This window comes from Erythrobacter sp. SD-21, from assembly GCF_000181515.1.
Taxonomy (GTDB): domain Bacteria; phylum Pseudomonadota; class Alphaproteobacteria; order Sphingomonadales; family Sphingomonadaceae; genus Qipengyuania.
In genome coordinates this window covers 134,737-154,737 of the sequence record NZ_ABCG01000004.1, presented here as the reverse complement: position 1 = coordinate 154,737, position 20,001 = coordinate 134,737, and the positions used below count along the sequence as shown (strand labels likewise).

The following is a 20,001-nucleotide window of genomic DNA, read 5'->3' as shown; positions in this document are numbered from 1 at the left end:
AATTTCCGAACCGCTAGTCGGTCAGCAGTTTGCAAAGGAGAGACGACTATGGCTGAAATTCCCGTCGAGAAAAAATCCAGTTCGAGCTGGATCTGGATATTGCTCCTTCTTCTGCTCGGAGCGCTACTCCTTTGGTGGTTACTGAGCGAAAACGATGACGATGCGGAACTGGTTACGACCGACACCGATATCGTCGCCACAGACACAGTTGATGGCATGGGTCAGGCTACCGCCGATAACGCGGTCAATAATGAAATGACCTTGGCGGCCATCGCCGCAAATCCTGCAAATTTTTACGGGCAGGACGGGTTCACCGGCCAAGTGAACATCGCTGGTCCTTTGACCGATCGGGGTTTCTGGGTCGAACATGAAGGCACGCGGATGTTTGCGCTGGTGATCGACGAGCCCGCCGAACGCCGCATCGATATCAATCCGGGCGCAACGCTCGAACTCAATGGTGGCACCGTGCGCCAGGCATCTTCGATCTCGGCCACCGATATCGAAGGCGACACCCTCGATGAAGACACCCAGCGCGTCATCGCCGATCAGGAAGTCGTGCTCGTCATCGACGAAGACAACATGCGTATCGTTGAGCCTGCTTGACGCAGCCAGGAAGGAACAACCCATGAGCAAGAAATACGAAGACCTGCACGAACTGGACTCGTACCAGCTTGAGAACGAAGACCAGGATCTGCGCGGCAGCACGCTTTATTCGACCGATGGAACGCGCATCGGCACCGTCCGCCGGATGCTTGTCGATCCCGATCGGGACCATGTCGCAGGGCTGGTGCTGGACGATGATCGCTTCGTCCCGGTTTCGGAAATCGAAATCCGCGATGGCGATGCCTATATCGATCCGGTAGAGGCGGTCGGCTTCAACGATACCAGAGCTCGCAAGCACAATGTGTCGCGAAGCCATGTAACGGTTCGTCGCCGCACCCCGTGAACAGCTAAACGATTGCAGCTAAGGCCGCCGTTTGACTGCAAACGGCGGCCTTTGTGTATCAATCCTCCACCGCCAGCAGGTACAGCTGCCGCGCGGCGTCGATGGGTTTCACTTCGCCGCCGTTCTCGTAGTGCCAGAAGGTCCAGCCGTTGCAGCTGGGGGCGCCTTGCAGTTCCTTGCCGAGGCCGTGGATCGAGCCGGTCTGTTTCTCGCAGGCGAGCGAGCCGTCGGCGCGCACGGTGGCGGTCCAGCGGCGTTTCTTGTCGAACAACTTGGTGCCGGGCGCGATGTAGCCGTTTTCGACCAGCGCACCGAAGGCCACCTTGGGCGCGCTGCGGCCGGCCTGCATGGTGGTGAGCGCGCTTTCGTCGAGCGGGAGTTCCTTCTCGATCCGCTTCAGCGCGGCGTTGCGATAGACGCCCTCGCGCTCGCAGCCGATCCATTCGCGGCCCAGGCGCTTGGCGACCGCGCCGGTGGTGCCGGTGCCGAAGAAGGGGTCGAGCACGACGTCGCCGCGCTCGGTCGTCGAGAGCAGCACGCGGTAAAGCAGCGCCTCGGGCTTCTGCGTCGGGTGGACCTTGTGCCCGCCCTCTTTCAGGCGTTCCGCGCCGTTGCAGATCGGCAGGACCCAGTCGCTGCGCATCTGAAGCTCGTCGTTCAGCGTCTTCATCGCGCGGTAGTTGAAGTGGTACTTCGCTTTCTCGCCCTGGCTGCACCACAGCAGCGTCTCGTGCGCGTTGGTGAAGCGGGTGCCGCGGAAGTTGGGCATGGGGTTGGACTTGCGCCACACAATGTCGTTCAAGATCCAGAAGCCCAGATCCTGCAGGATCGCGCCGACGCGGTAGATGTTGTGATAGCTGCCGATCACCCACAGCGCGCCGTCGGGCTTGAGGATGCGCTTGGCCTCGATCAGCCAGTCGCGGGTGAAGGTGTCGTAGGCCGAGAAGGTGTCGAACTTGTCCCAATCGTCGGTCACCGCATCGACATGGCTGCCGTCGGGGCGGTTGAGATCGCCGCCGAGCTGGAGGTTGTAGGGCGGGTCGGCGAAGACGAGATCGATGCTGGCCGAAGGAATCTGCCGCATGGCTTCCACGCAGTCGCCATCGAGGATCTGGCCCAGGGGCAGTTCCACCGAAAGCTGCTTCGGTGCACGTTTCGCCGGCACCTTGGCACGCGTCTTCGTGGTCTCCAGGACCGCCATAATTATTCCCCTGTCCGTAGTTATCCACAGGGTGAATCCAAACGGATTCCGCGTCAAGACAGTTGTTTAGGCGCGACCTCTAAAGATGGTGTCAACCATGGGAGAACGAAACGGGTCCCCCACCATATGTTGAGTCCGGTGCCATCGGACAGACTCCAGATCGTGGGGTGTGGCGATAAGGACTCAGGGGCGATTTTTCACGCGGCAAGCGATCGCAACACTGCTCGCGCGCACGCGGCTGCGGGATTTTTCGCCAAACCGTGCTGCGGGCAGGACCACCGGGCGCGGTCGGGCTTGCAGGCTTCGCATTTATCCCGTAATTTTAGATGGTTGGACGCTCCCGCAGAGCCTTCCCTCCTATCTGTCTGCAATTGCAGGTAAAAACATAAAGGTTCGCATATCTGCCCCCAACCAGAGGGTGCGTATGCCGCATTACCAGTTGAACTATCCCGCCAACGACCGGCATTCGGTCGACACTTTCACCTTCGAAGCGCGTTCGCTCGGCGGTGCGCTCGATGTCGCGAGGAAGAACGCGCGGGGCGAGTGGGCCGAACTGTGCGAGGAAGGCCGCCCGATCTGTTTCCTCGAGCTCGTTACCGACGACGGTGTGTGGCTGGTCGGCGGGCCCAATTGCCAGAGCGCGATCCAGCGGATCGACATTCCCAACCCCCAGCCTTTGCTGCGCTAGGTCGAAGCCAGCGGTGGGGCGGCAAGCGGCGGACGCCTGCACATCCGCCGCCTCCCTTTCTCAAAACCCGCCTGCTCAGAAGCCGGTCGTCGCCGAGAGGGTGAACCTCAGCCGGTTGTCCGGATGGTTTGCCCCCACATCCTGCCACAGTGGCGCGCCAAGCGAAGCGGCCAGCGCGAGCCCGCCCGCCGTCGTGTAGCGCGCGCCCGACGACAGCCACAGGACCTCGCCGCCGCTGCCTTCCTCGCGCTCTCCGGCAACGGTCTCGCGGCCTTCCCACTCGTAGCTTGCCGAGGCAAAGATATCCCATGCCGCGTGACCGTGGGGACCTTCATTTTCGGCGCCGACCCCGTGGTGGTCGGCATTGCCGAGACGGTGCGCGAGGGCAACACCGGCGCGGAGCCGGTCGCCCAGCCTTGTGTCCTGCGACCCGGTGGTCGCGAACTGGTAGAACAGGCTGGTATCGATGCGGCTTGATTCCCAGGCCCAACCCAGCGCTGCGCCGAGCAGAGGATCCCAGCTTCCCGTACCCGGCTGGTGCTCGGTCTCGAGGCGTTCGCCCTCGGGGCTCTCGGCATGCGTTTCCCCCTTCGGCAGCTTCAGCCCGGCGAAGAAGGCCGCCCCCATGCCGGCGTCCGTGCCGAGCCGGTATTTCGCCAGCACGGTAAGGTCGCCGATACCGGTGACGTCGCCCAGTTGGACGACCTCGTGGACCTCCATCCCGCCGATCTCTTCGTGTTCGCCTTCGCGCAGGCCCTCGCGATGGACCAGCGGAAGCGAGGCCGAAAGGGTCAGGCGATCGGTGACGCCATAAACGAGGGCGAGGCGCGATCGCAGCAGGTAATCGACCGTATGCGCATGGATATCCTGCTCTGCGAGCCGTTCCAGTTCCTCGTCGCTGCGTTCCTGCGGGGCCACGAGAACGGCATCGAGGCCGAGCGCAAAAGCGCCCTTTTCGAGCGTGTCGGGACCGGCGACATCGAGCGAGCCTGCGGTCGATTCCACCGCGGTGGAGACGGGGTGATCGGCCAGCGCGGGGCTGGCGCACAAGGCGAGGGGCAGCGCCAAGGCGCCGCCCAATCCGGAGTTTTTCATAAGACTGTCTTTCGCTTGATCTGAAGGAATTGCGTCTGATCAGCCGAAAGTGGGCGGACCCCGCGCGTAGGCATGCGCGGGCCGTCGCTGGTGGCGCGCGGGCACCGCCGCGAGGGTCGGGAACACCCGGTCTTCGAAATGCATGCCCTGGACCAGATCGGCCCCGCCGGACAGGGTTGACGCAGCGGCAAGCGCGCCGAAGGGGCATGGATCCTGACGATGCTCCTTTCCGTGATCGGAAGTATTCGCGTGATCGCCATGCTCGCTGGTCCCGGCGCTTATAGGCGGGGCGGAATGATCGCCAGCCTGCAACAGGGCGGGCTCGCCGCAGAGCACCCATCCCAGCCTTCCATCATCGGCGACAGGCATCCAGCCCGTCGGCACGACCGCGCGCAAGAACAGGGCCGCCAGCAGGAGCGGCCCGATCCGTGGAAGGGCCCGCAACAATTTCATCGCACGCCCATCATACCACCGTCCCCCGGTGGCACGAAGGGTTTATCCGGTGGCAGCGAACAGATCGGCCTGGGCGACCGGCGCGAAGCTGCGGCGGTGCAACGGAGTCGGGCCGTGGAGGCGCAGCGCTTCCATGTGGCTCTTCGAGCCATAGCCCTTGTTGTTTTCCCAGCCGTAATGCGGGTGCGCCTTTGCCGCTTCCACCATGATCCGGTCGCGGTACTCTTTTGCAAGGATCGAAGCGGCGGAAATGCAGGCTTCCTTGCCGTCCCCGCCCACGATGGCGCGCGCGGGCCAGCGCCATTCCTCGCGCCGTCCATGAGGGGTCATGTTGCCGTCGATCAGCACCTCGGCAGGCTCTGCGCCCAGCGCCTCGATGCAGCGCTGCGTCGCCAACGTCATTGCCAGCATGGTCGCGCCGAAGATGTTGAGCCGGTCGATCACCTCGGGCTCCACCACCGCCAGCCCCCAGGCGCAGCGGCGCTGGATCTGCGGTTCGAGCTTGGAACGCTTGGCCGCCGAAAGTTTTTTGGAATCATCGAGGCCGCCCGGGCATGGTTTGCACAAGACCACGGCCGCGGCGACCACCGGACCGGCCAGAGGGCCACGCCCGGCCTCGTCCACCCCCACGATCAGCGGGGCATCGCGAAGGCCATCTGCGGGAGTCGAAGAGAACATGAAGCGCGTTACCGTCCTTGCCGCCATCCTATCGCCGCTGCTCATGGCTTCAAGCTGCGGCGGCTCTTCATCCACGGGTGGAGGCGAGGCTGTCTCCACCCCAACGCCAACCCCGGGCACGGGCTTTACCGGCTTCGCGATTACCGAGCACGGGGCGTTCGACGAACCCTGGGCTTCGGCTTTCATTCCGGGCACCAACCTCATCTTCATCACGGAAAAGCCAGGCACGGCGAAGATCGTAGACACGGGCACACAGCAGCTCATCACCGTCAGTGGACTGCCTACGGTCGATTACGGCGGACAGGGCGGCCTTGGCGACGTGGCTTTCCTCCCATCGGAAAGCGCCTCCACGGTCGATCGGCGGGCGATCTACCTGAGCTTTGCCGAAGCCGGCTCCGAGACCACGCGCGGTGCGGCGGTGGGGCGTGGCACCTTGGTCTGCGAACAGGCGGATGCCTGCCGCGTCGACGGCTTCCAGGTGATCTGGCGCCAGGAGCCCAAGGTAACCGGCCGAGGCCATTATTCGCATCGCATCCTTTTCAGCCCCGACGAGCGCTACATGTTCGTCGCCAGCGGCGACCGCCAGAAGAAGGAACCCGCGCAGGACACCTCCAACACTCTCGGCAGCATCGTGCGCCTCAATCTCGACGGAACGCCCGCCGCAGGCAATCCGGTGGGAGCGGAGATCTGGTCCTATGGCCACCGCAACATCCTCGGCATGGATTTCGACGCGCAGGGACGCTTGTGGGAGGTCGAGCACGGACCCCAGGGCGGAGACGAGCTTAACCTCGTCCAGCCCGGCGCGAACTACGGCTGGCCGGTGCGCTCGAACGGCATCAACTACGACGGCAGCGACATTCCCGACCATTCGCCCGACGATGGCTTCACCAGCCCCGTTATCAGTTGGACCCCGGTCATCGCGCCCGGCAATATGACCATTCTCGATGGCGATCTGTTCTCCGCCTGGAAGGGCGATGCGATGATCTCCGGCCTCAAGACCCAGGCGCTGATCCGTGTCAGCTTCGACGGGGAAACGGCGCGCGAGGTCGAACGCTACGACATGGGCGAGCGCATCCGTTCGGTCATCGAAGGTCCTGATGGCGCCTTGTGGGTGCTCGAAGACGGGGACGGCGGCCGCCTGCTCCAGCTTCGCCCGCAATAAGGCGAAATTGATCGACAGCATGGGCGCGCGCCCCTAATCGGCGCGGCCCATGGCGACACTCGTCCCCCTTTCCGCGATCGATCCCGCGCTGGTCGAGCAATTGCTCGACGCTGCCTTCGGCGAACAGCGCCACGCGCGCACCGCCTATCGCATCCGCGAAGGGCTCGATCCCCTGCCCGCGCTCAGCTTCGCCACGCTGGACCAGGAGGAGTACCTTGTCGGTTCTATCCAGCTCTGGCCAGTCGCGCTGACCGATCCCAAGGGCCGCCCGCATCCGCTGATCATGGTCGGCCCGGTAGCGGTCATGCCCGGACGGCAGGGCGAAGGCTTCGGCAAGGCGCTGATGGCCGCCAGCCTCGGCGCGATCGATGCCGGTTTCGACGACGGCGCACCGCCCTTTCCGCAGGTGCTGATCGGAGATCCCGACTATTACGGGCAATGGGGCTTTACGGCGGAGCACACCGGCGCCTGGCATTGCCCCGGCCCCTTCGAACGCGAGCGCCTGCTGCTACGTACCGGCAATCCGTCGATCCTCCCGCCCGAGGGTATGCTCGGCCCCTGGACCGACGAGACGAGCGAAGCGGCGCGCTAATACGTTCGTCCGACCCATTGGCAGTCGGAGGCCTTGCGCGGCACCAAGACCCGCGCCATCCATTGTTCCAACCATGGTTTACACCCCGCCTCCCGAACTCGCCGGAATGAGCATTGCCGACATCGCCGAGGCCGTGGCCGAACGTCGCCTACCCCCGGTCGAGCAATGGTCGCCCGAGAATGTCGACGACAGTCACATGGTCATCCGCGCGGACGGGACGTGGCTTCATGACGGCAGCGCGATCACCCGCCCGGCGATGGCGCGCGCCTTTTCCGGTCTTCTCAACCGCGAGGAAGACGGCAGCTACTGGCTGGTCGTGCCGTACCAGAAGCTCTCCATCGAGGTGGAGGACGCCTGCTTCATCGCCACCGATGTAAGCCGCGTGGACGGCGATCTCGCCTTCCGCCTCAACACCGACGAACTTGTGGTCGCAGGCCACGACAACCCGATCCGCGCGGCGGGCGATCCCGACCAGCCGGCGCTCTATCTCCACGTCCGGCGCGGCTGCGAGGCTCGGCTGAACCGGTCCACCTACGAACAGCTCGCCCGCATCGCTTTGGCCCAAGGGGATGACTGGACGGTCACCAGCGGCGGCGAGACTTTCTCCCTCCTCCCCGGATGAGCGCGCTCTTCGACCGCCTGACGCAGCTGTTCGAGCAGGGCCACGCAAGAGAGGTCGATGGCCTCTTGTCCGACGCGCGCTTCGCCGATCTCGACCGCACCGCCGATGCCGCCGTCCTTATCGCGGTGACCGAGGCCGAAAACCCCACGGTCCTCCTGACCCAGCGCCCGCGCACCATGCGCGACCACCCGGGGCAGGTCGCCTTTCCGGGCGGCAAGATCGATGCGGGCGAGGATGCGGTTGAGGCGGCCCTGCGCGAGGCATGGGAGGAACTGGGCATCACCCGCGAGGCGGTGCGCGTCATCGGGACGACCGATCGCTACCAGACCGGCACCGGCTTCGACATCACGCCGGTCCTCGCCACCGTGCCTGCCGACCTTCCCATCCGCCCCGACCCGCGCGAGGTCGAAAGCTGGTTCGAGGCGCCGCTCGACCATCTCCTTGACCGCCAGCGCTGGAGCGAGAACGAGGTCTTCTGGAAGGGCGCCATGCGCCGCTATTACGAGATGGACCACGAAGGCTACCGCATCTGGGGCGTGACCGCCGCGATCTGCATCAATCTTTCGCGCCGTCTGGCGTGGTTCGATGAGCGCTAGATCAGAAATCCGTTCGGGCTGAGCTTGTCGAAGCCCCGCTTTTTCTTCTAGCGCTGCGTCCGAAAGTAAGTACGGCCCTTCGACAAGCTCAGGGCGAACGGAATTTAGAGTGGCCACGTTACCGAATGCCGACTGGACCAAGCGAGAGGACCTCGCGCAGTTGATCGCCGCGCTTGGCGCCGACAACGCGCGCTATGTCGGCGGCGCGGTGCGCGACACGCTGTTGGGCAAGGCGATCCACGATGTCGATTTGGCGACACCGCTTCTGCCGCACGAAGTGATCGACCGTTGCCGAGAGGCGGGCATTCGCACCGTGCCCACCGGTATCGACCACGGCACGGTGACCGCGATCCTGCCCGAAGGCCCGGTCGAGATCACCACCCTGCGCCGCGATGTATCGAGCGATGGCCGCCGCGCCACCGTGGCCTTTGCGCAGGAGTGGAAAGACGACGCCTCGCGCCGCGATTTCACCATCAACGCGCTCTACGCCCATCCCGGAAGCCTCGAGATCGAAGACTTCTTCGGTGGCGTTGCCGACCTCGAACGCGGCCATGTCCGCTTCATCGGCGAGGCCGAAGAACGCATCCGCGAGGATCATCTTCGCATCCTGCGCTACTTCCGTTTCCAGGCGCGCTTTGGCGATGCGCTGGACGAGGAGGCGGTGAACGCCTGCCGCGATCTGGCGCACACCTTGAAGGGCCTCAGCCGCGAGCGGGTGGCGATGGAGCTGCTCGCCATCCTCGCCCTGCCCGCGCCCTCGCCCACGATCGGTCTGATGAAGGAACTCGGCGTCCTCGAAGTCATCCTGCCCGAAGCGCGCGACCGCGAGACGCAATGCCTTGCGCAGCTGGTCGAGGCCGAGGCGCGCGAAGGCGTGGATGGCGACGCCGTCCGCCGCCTTGCCGCCCTGCTCCCGCCGATCAAGAGCGTGGCTGAAAGCGTCGCTGCACGCCTGCGCCTCTCGCGCCAGCAGCGTGCCCGACTGGTCTGCGCCGCCGAACGCCGCGAGGAAGACGCCGCTGCCCCGCGCGCGCTGGCCTATTTCGAAGGCGTCGAAGGCGCGCGCGACCGGCTGTTGCTGAAGGGCGAAAGCGTTGCGGCGCTCCGCGATTGGGAAGTCCCGCAGCTGCCCTTGAAGGGCGGCGAGATCGTCGCGCGGGGCGTGGGCGCAGGCCCCGAAGTCGCCCGCACGCTGCGCGCTGTCGAAGCACGCTGGGTCGAGGAAGGTTTCCCCGACCGATCTCGCGTCCTCGAACTGCTCGAACACGAACTGGCCGCCTCATAAACCGCTTTAAAACCCGCGCTAGATAAATAACCTTCCAAGGCAGGAGGGTCGCAACATGGGTTTTTCGAATTTTGATCGCGGGATTTTCGGCGGCAAGGTCTTCGGCAAGAAGACTATCGCCGGCGCCGCACCGCAGCGGCGTGCCGGCCTGCGCACCCGTAGCGAGGGCAACGCGCTCGACCGCCTCGTCGCCGATGCCGAGAGTTTGGCGCGAAGGCAGAAGACCAACCGCCGATACAAGCGCCAGGGTTCCAGCGCCCGCGCGCTCTGCTGCGATGTAGCGTCCATGCGTCCCTCGATGCCCTCCGGCGGGCCGTCGATAGGCCCTGCGGCCGTGTTAGCAAAAGCCGCCCTATCCGCCAGAGCTTAACGCCGCCTTTTTTCCTCTTCATATTCGCTTAAGCTGCAGTGCAGCATAAGGGGGAGTGCAGCGGTTGCCACATGGGCTCTCGCTTGCCATAGAGCGGGCCGCTCCTCGGGAAGGGGGCAAGCGGTCACTGTCGGGGCATTCCACTCTCGTTACCGCTCTCATTCGAATATTTTCGCTCTCAGCGCGTTTCGCGCGACGGGGGCGATCAGGTTGAACAAGTCTTGGAGATACACATGAAATTCGCAAAGCTGGCCATCGTCGCTGCTGCCCTTGCTGCCACTCCGGCCCTCGCCAACGATACCGTCGTTGCCGGCGCCACCGTGACCGGCCCTGAAGGCAACGCCGTCGGCACCATCGTTTCGGTCGAAAACGGCCAGGCCGTTCTCGACACCGGCAAGCACCAGGTTCCGCTGGGCGTTGATATGTACGGCCAGGGCGAAACCGGCCCGACGATTACCGTCACCAAGGCCCAGCTCGATGGCATGATCGACGCGCAGCTGGCTGAAGCCGCTGCCAAGCTCGACGCCGCCCTCGTGGTCGGCGCTGCGCCGATGGACGCAGAGCACGCACCGCTCGGCACCATCCTCGAGATCGACGGCGACAACGTCGTGATCGCTCGCGGCGGTGACGAAACCAACAAGGTCACCCTGCTGCGCGAACACTTCACCGCGACCGACCACGGCCTGATGGCCCTGCTCACCATCGCGCAGATCGACGCTGCCATGGCGCAGAGCGCACCGGCCGAAGGCGGCGCTGGCCAGTAATTGCCGACAGGTTCCCCTGGAGCCACCGAAATTCCAGGGTCGCACTGGGCCGGAGATGGGAAACCGTCTCCGGCCCTTTTTCCTATCCGAACTTGTTGTCCCGCGGGAAGCCCTGCGGCGGCAGGCGGCCTGCTCCGCCACGAGCGACCTTCCATTGCCACATCTCGGGCTCGGTCCGTGTGCGACCTTCCTTGCCGCCCATGGTCCAGCTGAGGCCGTCTTCCATCGTGAAAGTGGTTGCATCGGACAAGCCGCCATCGCGGTAGTTCTGCAGCTTGTTGCCCTGCCCCTTGGCGAGGCGCGGCAGCTCTTCCAAGTTGAAGACGACGAGCTTGCGGTTATCGCCCACAACGGCGACATGATCGTGCGCCTTGGCGATAGGCCGAGCGACGACAAGTTTCACATTGCCCTTTACATTCATTACCTGCCGGCCCTTGCGGGTTTCGGCCAGCATCGCGTCGGTACCGACGGCAAAGCCCTTGCCGTTGCTGGCGGCGAGCAGCACTTCCTGCCCTTCCGAATGCACCACGACCGAGACGAACTGCGCCTGCCCGTCGATGTCGAGCGTGTTGCGCACTGGCTCGCCGAAGCCGCGCGCGCCGGGCAGCTTGTCCGCCCCCAGCGTAAACACGCGGCCATCGTTGCCGATCAGCAGCAATTTGTCGGTCGTCTGCGCGTGCAACACGAAGGCCGGCGCATCGCCTTCCTTGTACTTGAATTCTTGGTCGAGCGGCAGATGGCCCTTGGCGCCGCGGATCCAGCCCTTCTGCGACAGGATGACCGTAACCGGCTCCTTCTCGATCATCGCGTCCATGCTGAATTCGACCGCCGGGGCAGCCTCTTCGATGGTGGTGCGACGGGCACCCAGCGCCGTGTCTTCGCTATATTCCTTGCGCAGCGCGCCCAAGTCGCGCTTCAGGCGCGTGCGCTGGCGGGCAGGACTGCCAAGCAGCTTTTCCAGCTCGTCCTGCTCTTTCAGCAGTTCGTCCTTTTCGCCCCGAAGCTGCATTTCCTCCAGCTTGCGCAAGGACCGCAGGCGCATGTTGAGGATGGCTTCGGCCTGCCGGTCGGTGAGCTTGAACTCGTCCATCATCACCGGCTTGGGCTCGTCCTCGGTGCGGATGATCTCGATCACGCGGTCGAGGTTGAGGAAGGCGATGATATAGCCGTCGACCAGTTCCAGCCGCCGCGCGATCTGGTCGAGCCGGTGCTGGCTGCGGCGCTGGAGGATGTCGATCTGGCTGGCGATCCAGTTTTCGAGCAGTTCCTTCAGCCCCATCACCATCGGCGTGCGCGTCCGGTCGAGCACATTGAGGTTGAGGCCGAAACGGGTTTCCATGTCGGTAAGCTTGTAGATGCTTTCCTTCAGAAGCTCAGGGTCGACATTGCGGCTGCGCGGCACGAGCACGATGCGGATCTGCTCGTCGCTCTCGTCGCGCACGTCTTCGAGGATCGGCAGTTTCCTGTCGGCAATCGCAGCGGCGATCTGCTCGATCAGCTTGCCCTTGGCGACTTGGTAGGGGATTTCGGAAATGACCAGCTGCCATTGACCGCCGCCCAGCCGCTCGATGCCCGCCTGCTTGTCCTCCTCCTTCTCTGCCTCGGCCGCATGGAAGCGACCGCGCACGCGGAAGGACCCGCGCCCGGTCTCGTAGGCGTGAGAGATGGTCTCCGTGCTTTCGGGAACGACCCCGCCGGTGGCAAAATCCGGGCCCTTGAAGATTTCCATCAGGCGCGCGTGTTCGACATGGGGGTTGTCGATTACTTCCAGCGTCGCGTCGACGATCTCGGCGACGTTGTGGCTGGGGATGTTGGTCGCCATGCCGACCGCGATCCCGCTCGCGCCATTGGCGAGCAGGTTGGGGAAGAGGCCCGGCATGATCTCCGGCTCTTCTTCCTCATTGTTGTAGGTCGGGATGAAATCGACTGTGCCCGCGTCGAGGCCTTCCATGAGGCGCATCGCCGTCTTGGTCAGCCGCGCCTCGGTATAACGGTAGGCGGCCGCGTTATCGCCGTCGATATTGCCGAAGTTTCCCTGCCCCTCGACCAGCGGATAGCGCAGCGCGAAATCCTGCGCGAGGCGGACCATCGCGTCATAGGCGGCGGTGTCGCCATGCGGGTGGTACTTACCGATCACCTCGCCCACCACGCGGGCCGACTTCTTGAATCCGCTGGCGGGATCGAGCTTCAACTGGCGCATGGTCCACAGCAAGCGCCGGTGAACCGGCTTCAACCCGTCGCGCAAATCGGGGAGCGAGCGCGCCGTGATCGTCGAAAGCGCATAGACGAGATAGCGTTCCGACAGCGCGGAATCGAAGGGCGCATCGACGATCGCGTCGAAGGGATCAGCGCCGGAATCATCGAGATCGGTAGTGGCCATGGAGCCTGCCCTACCAGAAGCACGGCTCGCCTGTCAGCACGGAACGGCGCGTCATCCCCACACGTTGCACGGGTAACACGAAATCAAAGGAAACCTCCCATGACAAAGCGCGTAATGATCCTCGCCACCAACGGCTTCGAACAGTCGGAGCTGATGAAGCCGAAAGCCAACCTCGAGGACGCCGGTTTCGAGACCACGGTCGTGAGTCTCGAAAAGGGCGAGATCAAGGGTTGGGACCAGAAGGACTGGGGCGACAGCGTCAAGGTCGACAAGACGGTTGACGAAGTATCCGATTGCTCGGGCTACGACGCGCTTCTCCTCCCTGGCGGCCAGATGAACCCTGACATCCTGCGCATGAACGAGCGCGCGATTGCAATCGTCCGCGAATTCAACATGGCGGGCAAGCCGATCGCCGCGATCTGTCACGCACCGTGGCTGCTTGCCGAAGCCGACCTGATCAAGGACAAGACGGTCACCGCATGGCCTTCCATCCGCACCGACCTAAAGAACGCCGGCGCAAATGTGGTCGACAAGGAAGCTGTAGTCGATGGCAACCTCATCACCAGCCGCAACCCCGATGACATTCCCGCCTTCAGCAAGGCGCTCATCGAAATGCTGGGTGAAAACGTGGAGAAGCGCGAACTCGAAGGCGCCTAAGGCGATCAACCACTAATTTTCAGGGCCCTGCCACCTCGTGTGGCGGGGCCTTTCTTCACGCTGCCTTGACCTCTACCCGCGGATTGTTACGTTGTAACATCTAAATGATGTTGCAATTGTGGCTTAATTATGGCCAAAATAGGGCATCATTGTCGTGAGGAGAGATTCGATGACGAACCGTGCTCTGTTTCTGGCCAGCCTTTCGGGCCTCACCTTGGCGTCATGCAGCGACGGCAAAACCTATGAGGAGACCGAGGCCGTTGCGACGATGGACATTGCGGAGCCTGCCTATGCGCCCGCACGTTCGTCCGGCGAGGATGCGATGGCCGAACTGGCGCCTGTCGCCCCGCCCCCTCCGCCAGGTAGTGGCCAGACGCGGACCGAGACGATCCCGCCCTCTGCCTCGAGCCCCGTCACAGTCGCCATGCCACAGGTAGCCTACACCTATGCCTATGGCTTCCGCGTCCCGCCCGACCTCATCCGGCCGATGCAGGAAAAGCACGCCGACATGTGCGAGGCGAAGGGGCCGCAGGTGTGCCGTATCGTCTCGATGAATTCGGGCGAGAGCGAGGGCGACTACGCCTATGGCAGCCTCCAGATTGCTATCGCCAGTGGCGAGGCGCGGACCTTCGGCAAGGCGCTGACTGCCACGACCGAGGGGATGAAAGGCGAACTCGTCTCCTCCTCGATCCAGGGCGAGGACCTGTCCAAGCGCATCGTCGACACCGAAGCCCGCCTGCGCGCCCGTACGGTGCTGCGCGACCGGCTGATGGAGGTACTCCGCAACCGCAAGGGCACGGTCGCCGAACTGGTTGAGGCGGAACGCGGCGTCGCGCAGGTCAACGAGGAAATCGATCAGGCGCGCAGCTGGCTCACACAGATGCGCGGCCGCGTCGCCTATTCGACCATGACGCTGGAATACGAGGCGGGCACGCCGACCGAAGGCGGCTTCCTCGACCCGATCCGCGGCGCCTGGGGCAGCCTCGCCGCCATCTTCGGCAATCTCATCGCGCTGCTGATGCTGCTCGTCACCGTGGTCCTGCCCATGGGCCTGCTGGTCTGGGGCGCGGTCCGTCTGTTCAAGCGGCTGGGCTTCTCCACCGGCATCGGCGACGAGGGCTGGACGCGGCCGGAGGAGCCGAAAGCGGACTAGCTACCCTGCACGCGAACCCCGCCGCGCGGCAGTGGCGGGTTTTCGGCAAGCGGGACCGATCGCTCCTGCAAGTCATTGTTGGGCCATGGGGACCCATCTGAAAAACGCCGCCGCCAGCATGCTCATGCTGCTTCTCGCTACGCTTGCTTTCCCGCTTCACGGGCAATCCGAACGCGAGGTTGCCCAGGGGTCGGAGCCTTACGTCTACGAGGTGGAGCGCCTGCAGAACGCCACGGCGCCCGGAAAGACGCCGCTCGATCTCGATACGCCGATGGGCCTCATGGAAAGCTTCATGGCAGCGGGCGAAGAGGAGGATTGGGCGCGCGCATCGGCGGCTCTCGACCTCGCCAATACCGACGGGACCGACCGCACACCGGAAGAACTTTCCGCCGAACTATACGACCTTGTCCATCGCTCGATGACGATCGATTGGGCGGGGCTGCCGGATCGCCCTGATGCGGTCGATACGACCACCACGGCAAAAGATCCGATGGCGGGCGTCGCTCGCCGCAGCCTAACTATCGGCTATCTCGAGCTTACCAACCGTGTGGTCCCGATCCGCATCGCCCGCGTGCGCGCGCCGGGCGGAGAGCCCGTCTGGGTTTTCAGCCGCCAGACAGTCGAGAACGTCCCGCAGCTTTACGAAATCTACGGACCGACCAAATTCGAAAAGTCCCTTCCCCCCGCCTTGCGCAAGCAGGCGTTCTGGACGCTTGCGTGGTGGGAAGTCATCGCGCTTCCGCTGATCCTGCTGGCGGGTGCGCTGGCGGCGGCGCTCACCTACCTTGCGATCAGCCGCCTTCGCAGCCGACAGGACGAGGACGGAAAGATTTTTGGCGTCTTGCAGGCTGTGCATCTGCCGGCGACCCTGCTGGCGTTTGCCGGCACCTTCGCCCTTGTGCGCGAAACCTTCTTCAAGCTGTCCGGACCGGTCAAGGATCTGCTCGATCCGCTGCAGCTGGTCCTTATTATCGTGGCCATCATCGGCATTGCCCTGTCCGTGATCGAGGCCCTTTTCGACTTCGCGACGTCGAAGCGAACCGATGAGCTAGAGGCGCCCGACAACAACGCCGACCGCAATTTCTACACGAAGATGAGCGCGTTGCGGCGCATCGCGACCGTTCTGATCCTGCTCGCCGGGATCGGCTTCCTCCTTGTCGCCAGCAACATTTCCAACACGCTGGGCTTTTCCATCATGGCTTCCGCCGGAGTTCTCGGCCTCGTGCTGGTGTTCGCCGCGCGCAAGGTTCTGGGCGATATCATGTCGAGCGTGCAGATCGCCTTTGCCCAGACCGCCCGCATCGGCGATGCCATCCACTACAACGGCCAATGGTGCTTCGTCGAAAAGATCGGCTTCACGCATCTTCGCCTGCGCACCTGGGACGAGCGGCGGTTGATCGCACCTGTCAGCGATTTCACAAGCGACAGCTTCGAGAACTGGACCAAGCAGGATGCCAGCCTGATGATGCATGTCGAACTGGAACTGGATAATCGGGCCGACATCGACAAGCTGCGCGAGCCCTTTCGCGAATTCATCGAGAACGATGAAGACGTTATCGACCCCGAAGACGCCGTTTGCGAAGTCGTCGCGCAGAATGCGCGCGCCCTGACCGTGCGTTTCATGGCGCGGTCGAGCGACCCGAAATGCGGTTGGGAAATGCACTGTCGCCTGCGCGAGCACATGCTTGCGGCCGCTTCGCGTCTCGATGGTCTGTCTGGCCGCGAGCCGGGTCCGGTTTATCTCCCGCGCGAACGCGAAGTGGGCATCGACTTGGAAGAAAAGGCCGGCGCCAAATAGGCCCTAACGGCTCATGTCATGGCTTTGGGCGGGGATGCTCACCGTCAACCCGTGGAGTTCTTCCGTGAGCACGATCTGGCAGGAGAGGCGGCTGGTGCGCCGCACACCGGCTGCGAGGTCGAGCATGTCTTCCTCTTCCTCGCTGGCTTCGGGAAGCCGTGCGAACCATTCCTTGTCTACCACCACATGGCAGGTCGAGCAGGCCATCTGGCCCTCGCACGTGCCCTCAAGCGGCATTCCGGCGGCCTGGGCCACTCGGAGCAGGCTGTCGCCCGGTTCGCCTTCCGCATCGACGCGGTCGCCTTCGGAGGTGACAAAGGAGACCTTCATAGCGAGCCTTGCGCCTTGGCCGCCTCGTTGATCGCCTTGCCGGCCTCCTCGATCTCCTCAAGCATGGTGTAGCGCCCGAAGCCGAGGCGGATCGAGGACTTGGCGAGCTTCTTGGGAAGGCCGATCGCTTCCAGCACATGGCTGGTGCGGCCCGATCCGCTAGCGCAGGCTGACCCTGCCGAGAACATAACATTGCGGCAATCGCTCATCAGGCGATTCACGTCGAGACCGCCGCCGTTGGGGCCGCGCGGGCGGATGTTGAGATTGCCGTGGTAGCGCGCCTCCGCGCTGCCGTTGAGTTCCCAGTTCTCGAACACCTCAGTAGCGCGTTTCCAGAGCTTCTGCACGTGTTCGGCGTCCTGCTCCATCCGGTCCTTCGCCTCGGCCGCCGCCGCGCCCATTCCAGCGATCAGAGCAGGCGAGAGCGTTCCGGAGCGCAGGCGGTGTTCCTGTCCGCCGCCGGTCTGCACCTCGTGCAAGTCGACCCCGTCGCGCACCCACAGCGCGCCCACGCCCTTGGGGCCATGGAACTTGTGCGCGCTGATCGCGATCATGTCGGCGCCGGTCACCTCGATCTTGCCATAGGCCTGGACCGCGTCGCAGAAATAGAGCGCGTTGTTCTCTCTCGCCTTGCGGTGCCATTCGACCGTCGGCTGGATCGTGCCGATCTCGTTATTGACTTGCATCAGGCAGACGAGGCGCGTGTCCTGCGGCAGGTCCTGCTTGGTATTGCACTGCCCGTTCTTGGCCACGTTGAGCACGTGGCAAGTCCCAGCTTCCTTCGCCGTATCGAGCACGGCGGCGTGTTCGATGGCGGAGACGGACACCGTGCCGGCCTCCTTGCCATTCGGGGCGGTGCCCCGGATGGCAAGGTTGATCGCCTCGGTCGCGCCGGAGGTGAAGATGACCTTGCCGCCTGCGGGGAACAGCGCCGCGACCTGATCGCGCGCGAACTCGACAGCCGCCTTGGCCTGCCGGCCCATTTTGTGCGGGGAATGCGGGTTGCCGAAGCCCGTGCCGCCGGGCCCGTCGAGCCAGCGCAGCATGGCGTCGCGCGCTTCGGGGGCAAGCGGGGTGGTGGCCTGGTAGTCTAGGTAGATCATCCTTCGCCCCCGCGATCCCGAAGGTGACGAAGTTGACACTGTGCCACCCGGTCCGAAAGCGCGCAATCCCTTGGATTTGCGCGTGTTTTCGCGCGAAGGGCAAAGTTGACACCATGCAGAACAGCCGGGAGAGAACAGAGCGTAGTCATAGGGTCAGGATTGGCCGATGGCTGCGAAGTAGGAAAGCCGGAATGGCAGGCGGCGCTACGAAAAGTCACGCTTTCGCCAACTCAAGCCATACCTCGCAAAAGCGTTCCACTTCTTCGCGCGTGGTGTTCCAGCCGAAGCTGGCGCGGATAGTGCGGTCGGCGATATCCGGCTCCACTTGCATGGCCTGAAGGACGTGGCTGGTCTTCATCGTGCCCGAAGAGCAGGCGCTGCCCTGCGACACCGAAATGCCCGCCATGTCGAACCGCATCACCTGCGCGCTGCCGCTTATCTTCGGCATGGCGATGGCGCGGATATAGGGCGTGGGGTCGGAAAGACGGTCGGACAGCCACGTTCCGCCGAGGTCACGGCATTCCTGCGCGAGGTGGTCAAGCGGTTCAAGGATGCCCGGGTCGAGATAGGGTTCGCCGAAAGCCTCCAGCGCCGCCGCCATGCCGAGCACGCCGGGCAGATTCTCGGTCCCGCGTCGATAGCCGCGCTCCTGCCCGCCACGTGGGAGAAGGATGGAGAAATCGCGAACAAGCAATGCGCCGACCCCGATAGGTCCACCGAACTTGTGCGCCGACACAATAGCCATATCGGCGAGCTTTGGGATCGCAAACTTTCCCGCGGATTGACTGCAATCGACGACTAACAACCCGTCGTTGCCGTGAACCAGCGAAGCGATCGAACCGATGTCCTGACGATTGCCAGTTTCGGAATTGATGTGCTGCGCACCGACCGCCACCGTATAAGGAAAATCAATATATGGTTCTGCTGAGACCACGGACTTTTCGATGCTGGTAAAGTCTATCGAGCCATCAATCGCAACCTCAATCGCGCTCGCTCCGCGATGTTCTACTTGGGACCAAAGCGCGTCATGTTCGACCTTGCTGACCGCGTCGTACATTGTTTGGGATTCGCCAAAAGCCAGCGCCGCCGCCTCGCTCGCGCCGGAGGTGAAGATGACCTCCCCCTCCCAGCCCAGCGCGCGCTTCACCCGCTCGCGCGCATCCTCCAGCGCGGCGCGGGCCTTGCGGCCTTCGGCGTGCGGGCTGCTGGGATTGGCCCAGAGCGAAAAGCCTTCCTCCATCGCAGCGCGCGCTTCCGGGCGAAGCGGCGTGGTGGCGGCGTGATCGAGATAAATTCGTGTCGGGACGGGACGTGCTCGAAATAATTGCGAAACGAAGACAAATCCCTATATAGCGCGCAACCTCGCGCAAGCCCTAACAGGTCTCGCGCCCTCACATTTCTGCCAGGGTACACCTCCCCATGCCGACTGTCATCTTTCCCGGCCCCGAAGGCCGTCTCGAAGGCCGTTTCTCTCCCGGACCGCGTCCGCGCGCGCCCGTGGCGATGATCCTCCACCCGCACCCGCAGGGCGGCGGCACCATGAACGAACAGATTACGCAGCGTCTATACAAGACCTTTGTCAATCGCGGTTTCGCCACCCTGCGCTTCAATTTCCGCGGCGTGGGCCGCAGCCAGGGCAGCTTCGACAACGGCATCGGCGAACTGTCCGATGCGGCGAGCGCGCTCGACTGGGTGCAGCAGGTCCATCCCGAAGCCCAGGTGACCTGGGTTGCCGGCGTTAGCTTCGGTTCGCTCATCGGCATGCAGCTGCTGATGCGCCGCCCCGAAATCCGCGGCTGGATCAGCATCGGTGCCCCGGCCAGCATGTATGATTTCTCGTTCCTCGCCCCTTGCCCGGCGAGCGGTATCTTCATCCACGGCGCGCAGGACACGGTGGTCCAGCCCAACGCGGTCACCAAGCTCGTAGAGAAGCTGCGCACCCAGAAGCACATCACCGTGCATCACGAGGAAATCCCGCGCGCGAACCACTTCTTCGAAAACGAGCAGGAAGAGCTGATGAAGTCGGTCGACAACTATCTCGACTTCCGCCTCGATCCGGCCTGCCCGATCACGTGATTTGCGTTTCGCTCGCGCCTCCGCGCGAGCGTCCTCGCTAGACGTGCAGCAA

General features: G+C 64.1%; 22 protein-coding genes. 14 read left to right on the top strand and 8 right to left on the bottom strand.

Annotated elements, in window-relative coordinates; translation table 11 throughout:
• The first annotated feature begins 48 nt into the window (after positions 1 to 48).
• Together ED21_RS15625 and ED21_RS08630 are read left to right on the top strand one after the other, a co-directional pair.
• On the top strand, positions 49 to 603 hold the full coding sequence (locus ED21_RS15625) for a hypothetical protein (protein WP_006833490.1): 555 nt from the start codon (positions 49 to 51) through the stop codon (positions 601 to 603).
• 22 nt (positions 604 to 625) lie between these two features.
• The gene (locus ED21_RS08630; RefSeq protein WP_006833489.1) at positions 626 to 946 is read left to right on the top strand and encodes a PRC-barrel domain-containing protein; all 321 of its coding nucleotides are present in this window, start codon (positions 626 to 628) and stop codon (positions 944 to 946) included.
• A gap of 58 nt (positions 947 to 1,004) precedes the next feature.
• On the opposite strand, the gene ED21_RS08625 is transcribed toward ED21_RS08630, so the two are convergent.
• A complete protein-coding gene (locus ED21_RS08625) occupies positions 1,005 to 2,147 on the bottom strand; it encodes a site-specific DNA-methyltransferase (protein WP_006833488.1) in 1,143 nt (380 codons plus the stop codon).
• Between the two features lie 424 nt (positions 2,148 to 2,571).
• Between ED21_RS08625 and ED21_RS08620 the strand changes: the two genes are divergently transcribed.
• Complete coding sequence (locus ED21_RS08620; protein ID WP_006833487.1) at positions 2,572 to 2,835, top strand: hypothetical protein; 264 nt, start codon at positions 2,572 to 2,574, stop codon at positions 2,833 to 2,835.
• A gap of 75 nt (positions 2,836 to 2,910) precedes the next feature.
• Here the strand turns inward: ED21_RS08620 and ED21_RS08615 are convergent, their stop codons facing one another.
• From ED21_RS08615 to ED21_RS08605, 3 genes are read right to left on the bottom strand one after another with little or no spacing between them, the layout of a single operon-like run.
• Positions 2,911 to 3,930, bottom strand: coding sequence for a transporter (locus ED21_RS08615; protein WP_006833486.1), 1,020 nt, complete (start codon positions 3,928 to 3,930; stop codon positions 2,911 to 2,913).
• A gap of 39 nt (positions 3,931 to 3,969) precedes the next feature.
• On the bottom strand, positions 3,970 to 4,383 hold the full coding sequence (locus ED21_RS08610; RefSeq protein WP_006833485.1) for a hypothetical protein: 414 nt from the start codon (positions 4,381 to 4,383) through the stop codon (positions 3,970 to 3,972).
• Positions 4,384 to 4,425: 42 nt separating this feature from the next.
• Positions 4,426 to 5,061: a ribonuclease HII gene (locus ED21_RS08605; protein ID WP_006833484.1), complete on the bottom strand. Its 636-nt coding sequence runs from the start codon at positions 5,059 to 5,061 to the stop codon at positions 4,426 to 4,428.
• Between ED21_RS08605 and ED21_RS08600 the strand changes: the two genes are divergently transcribed.
• The 7 genes from ED21_RS08600 (at position 5,060) to ED21_RS08570 (ending at position 10,452) form a co-directional block, all read left to right on the top strand.
• Positions 5,060 to 6,223, top strand: a complete 1,164-nt coding sequence (locus tag ED21_RS08600) for a PQQ-dependent sugar dehydrogenase (RefSeq protein WP_006833483.1) — start codon at positions 5,060 to 5,062, stop codon at positions 6,221 to 6,223. The two genes, ED21_RS08605 and ED21_RS08600, sit on opposite strands and share 2 nt — an antisense overlap.
• 49 nt (positions 6,224 to 6,272) lie before the next feature.
• Positions 6,273 to 6,815, top strand: a complete 543-nt coding sequence (locus ED21_RS08595; RefSeq protein WP_006833482.1) for a GNAT family N-acetyltransferase — start codon at positions 6,273 to 6,275, stop codon at positions 6,813 to 6,815.
• Positions 6,816 to 6,888: 73 nt separating this feature from the next.
• Entirely contained in the window at positions 6,889 to 7,437 is a 549-nt protein-coding gene (locus tag ED21_RS08590; protein ID WP_006833481.1) for a DUF1285 domain-containing protein, read from the top strand.
• Positions 7,434 to 8,033 carry a CoA pyrophosphatase gene (locus ED21_RS08585; RefSeq protein WP_006833480.1) on the top strand — a complete coding sequence of 200 codons (600 nt, stop codon included), beginning with the start codon at positions 7,434 to 7,436 and terminating at the stop codon, positions 8,031 to 8,033. The genes ED21_RS08590 and ED21_RS08585 overlap by 4 nt, the downstream gene beginning before the upstream one ends.
• A gap of 109 nt (positions 8,034 to 8,142) precedes the next feature.
• Positions 8,143 to 9,318, top strand: a complete 1,176-nt coding sequence (locus ED21_RS08580) for a CCA tRNA nucleotidyltransferase (protein WP_006833479.1) — start codon at positions 8,143 to 8,145, stop codon at positions 9,316 to 9,318.
• A 55-nt stretch (positions 9,319 to 9,373) separates the two neighbouring features.
• On the top strand, positions 9,374 to 9,688 hold the full coding sequence (locus ED21_RS08575; RefSeq protein ID WP_006833478.1) for a hypothetical protein: 315 nt from the start codon (positions 9,374 to 9,376) through the stop codon (positions 9,686 to 9,688).
• A gap of 233 nt (positions 9,689 to 9,921) precedes the next feature.
• The gene (locus tag ED21_RS08570; protein ID WP_006833477.1) at positions 9,922 to 10,452 is read left to right on the top strand and encodes a hypothetical protein; all 531 of its coding nucleotides are present in this window, start codon (positions 9,922 to 9,924) and stop codon (positions 10,450 to 10,452) included.
• A gap of 82 nt (positions 10,453 to 10,534) precedes the next feature.
• Here the strand turns inward: ED21_RS08570 and parC are convergent, their stop codons facing one another.
• Positions 10,535 to 12,832, bottom strand: coding sequence for a DNA topoisomerase IV subunit A (gene parC, locus ED21_RS08565; protein WP_006833476.1), 2,298 nt, complete (start codon positions 12,830 to 12,832; stop codon positions 10,535 to 10,537).
• A gap of 99 nt (positions 12,833 to 12,931) precedes the next feature.
• Between parC and ED21_RS08560 the strand changes: the two genes are divergently transcribed.
• The 3 genes from ED21_RS08560 to ED21_RS08550 all read left to right on the top strand — a co-directional run bounded on the left by ED21_RS08560 (position 12,932) and on the right by ED21_RS08550 (position 16,440).
• Positions 12,932 to 13,489, top strand: a complete 558-nt coding sequence (locus tag ED21_RS08560; RefSeq protein WP_006833475.1) for a type 1 glutamine amidotransferase domain-containing protein — start codon at positions 12,932 to 12,934, stop codon at positions 13,487 to 13,489.
• Positions 13,490 to 13,658: 169 nt separating this feature from the next.
• Positions 13,659 to 14,642 carry a DUF4349 domain-containing protein gene (locus ED21_RS08555; protein ID WP_006833474.1) on the top strand — a complete coding sequence of 328 codons (984 nt, stop codon included), beginning with the start codon at positions 13,659 to 13,661 and terminating at the stop codon, positions 14,640 to 14,642.
• Positions 14,643 to 14,727: 85 nt separating this feature from the next.
• Positions 14,728 to 16,440 carry a mechanosensitive ion channel family protein gene (locus ED21_RS08550; RefSeq protein WP_006833473.1) on the top strand — a complete coding sequence of 571 codons (1,713 nt, stop codon included), beginning with the start codon at positions 14,728 to 14,730 and terminating at the stop codon, positions 16,438 to 16,440.
• A gap of 3 nt (positions 16,441 to 16,443) precedes the next feature.
• On the opposite strand, the gene ED21_RS08545 is transcribed toward ED21_RS08550, so the two are convergent.
• The 3 genes from ED21_RS08545 to ED21_RS08535 all read right to left on the bottom strand — a co-directional run bounded on the left by ED21_RS08545 (position 16,444) and on the right by ED21_RS08535 (position 19,167).
• Positions 16,444 to 16,770: a 2Fe-2S iron-sulfur cluster-binding protein gene (locus ED21_RS08545; RefSeq protein ID WP_006833472.1), complete on the bottom strand. Its 327-nt coding sequence runs from the start codon at positions 16,768 to 16,770 to the stop codon at positions 16,444 to 16,446.
• Positions 16,767 to 17,873, bottom strand: coding sequence for a cysteine desulfurase family protein (locus ED21_RS08540; protein WP_006833471.1), 1,107 nt, complete (start codon positions 17,871 to 17,873; stop codon positions 16,767 to 16,769). The genes ED21_RS08545 and ED21_RS08540 overlap by 4 nt, the downstream gene beginning before the upstream one ends.
• A gap of 214 nt (positions 17,874 to 18,087) precedes the next feature.
• Positions 18,088 to 19,167 carry a cysteine desulfurase family protein gene (locus tag ED21_RS08535; RefSeq protein ID WP_083800418.1) on the bottom strand — a complete coding sequence of 360 codons (1,080 nt, stop codon included), beginning with the start codon at positions 19,165 to 19,167 and terminating at the stop codon, positions 18,088 to 18,090.
• 125 nt (positions 19,168 to 19,292) lie between these two features.
• On the opposite strand from ED21_RS08535, the gene ED21_RS08530 reads away from it, so the two are divergent.
• A complete protein-coding gene (locus tag ED21_RS08530) occupies positions 19,293 to 19,949 on the top strand; it encodes an alpha/beta hydrolase (RefSeq protein ID WP_006833469.1) in 657 nt (218 codons plus the stop codon).
• Positions 19,950 to 20,001 lie beyond the last annotated feature (52 nt).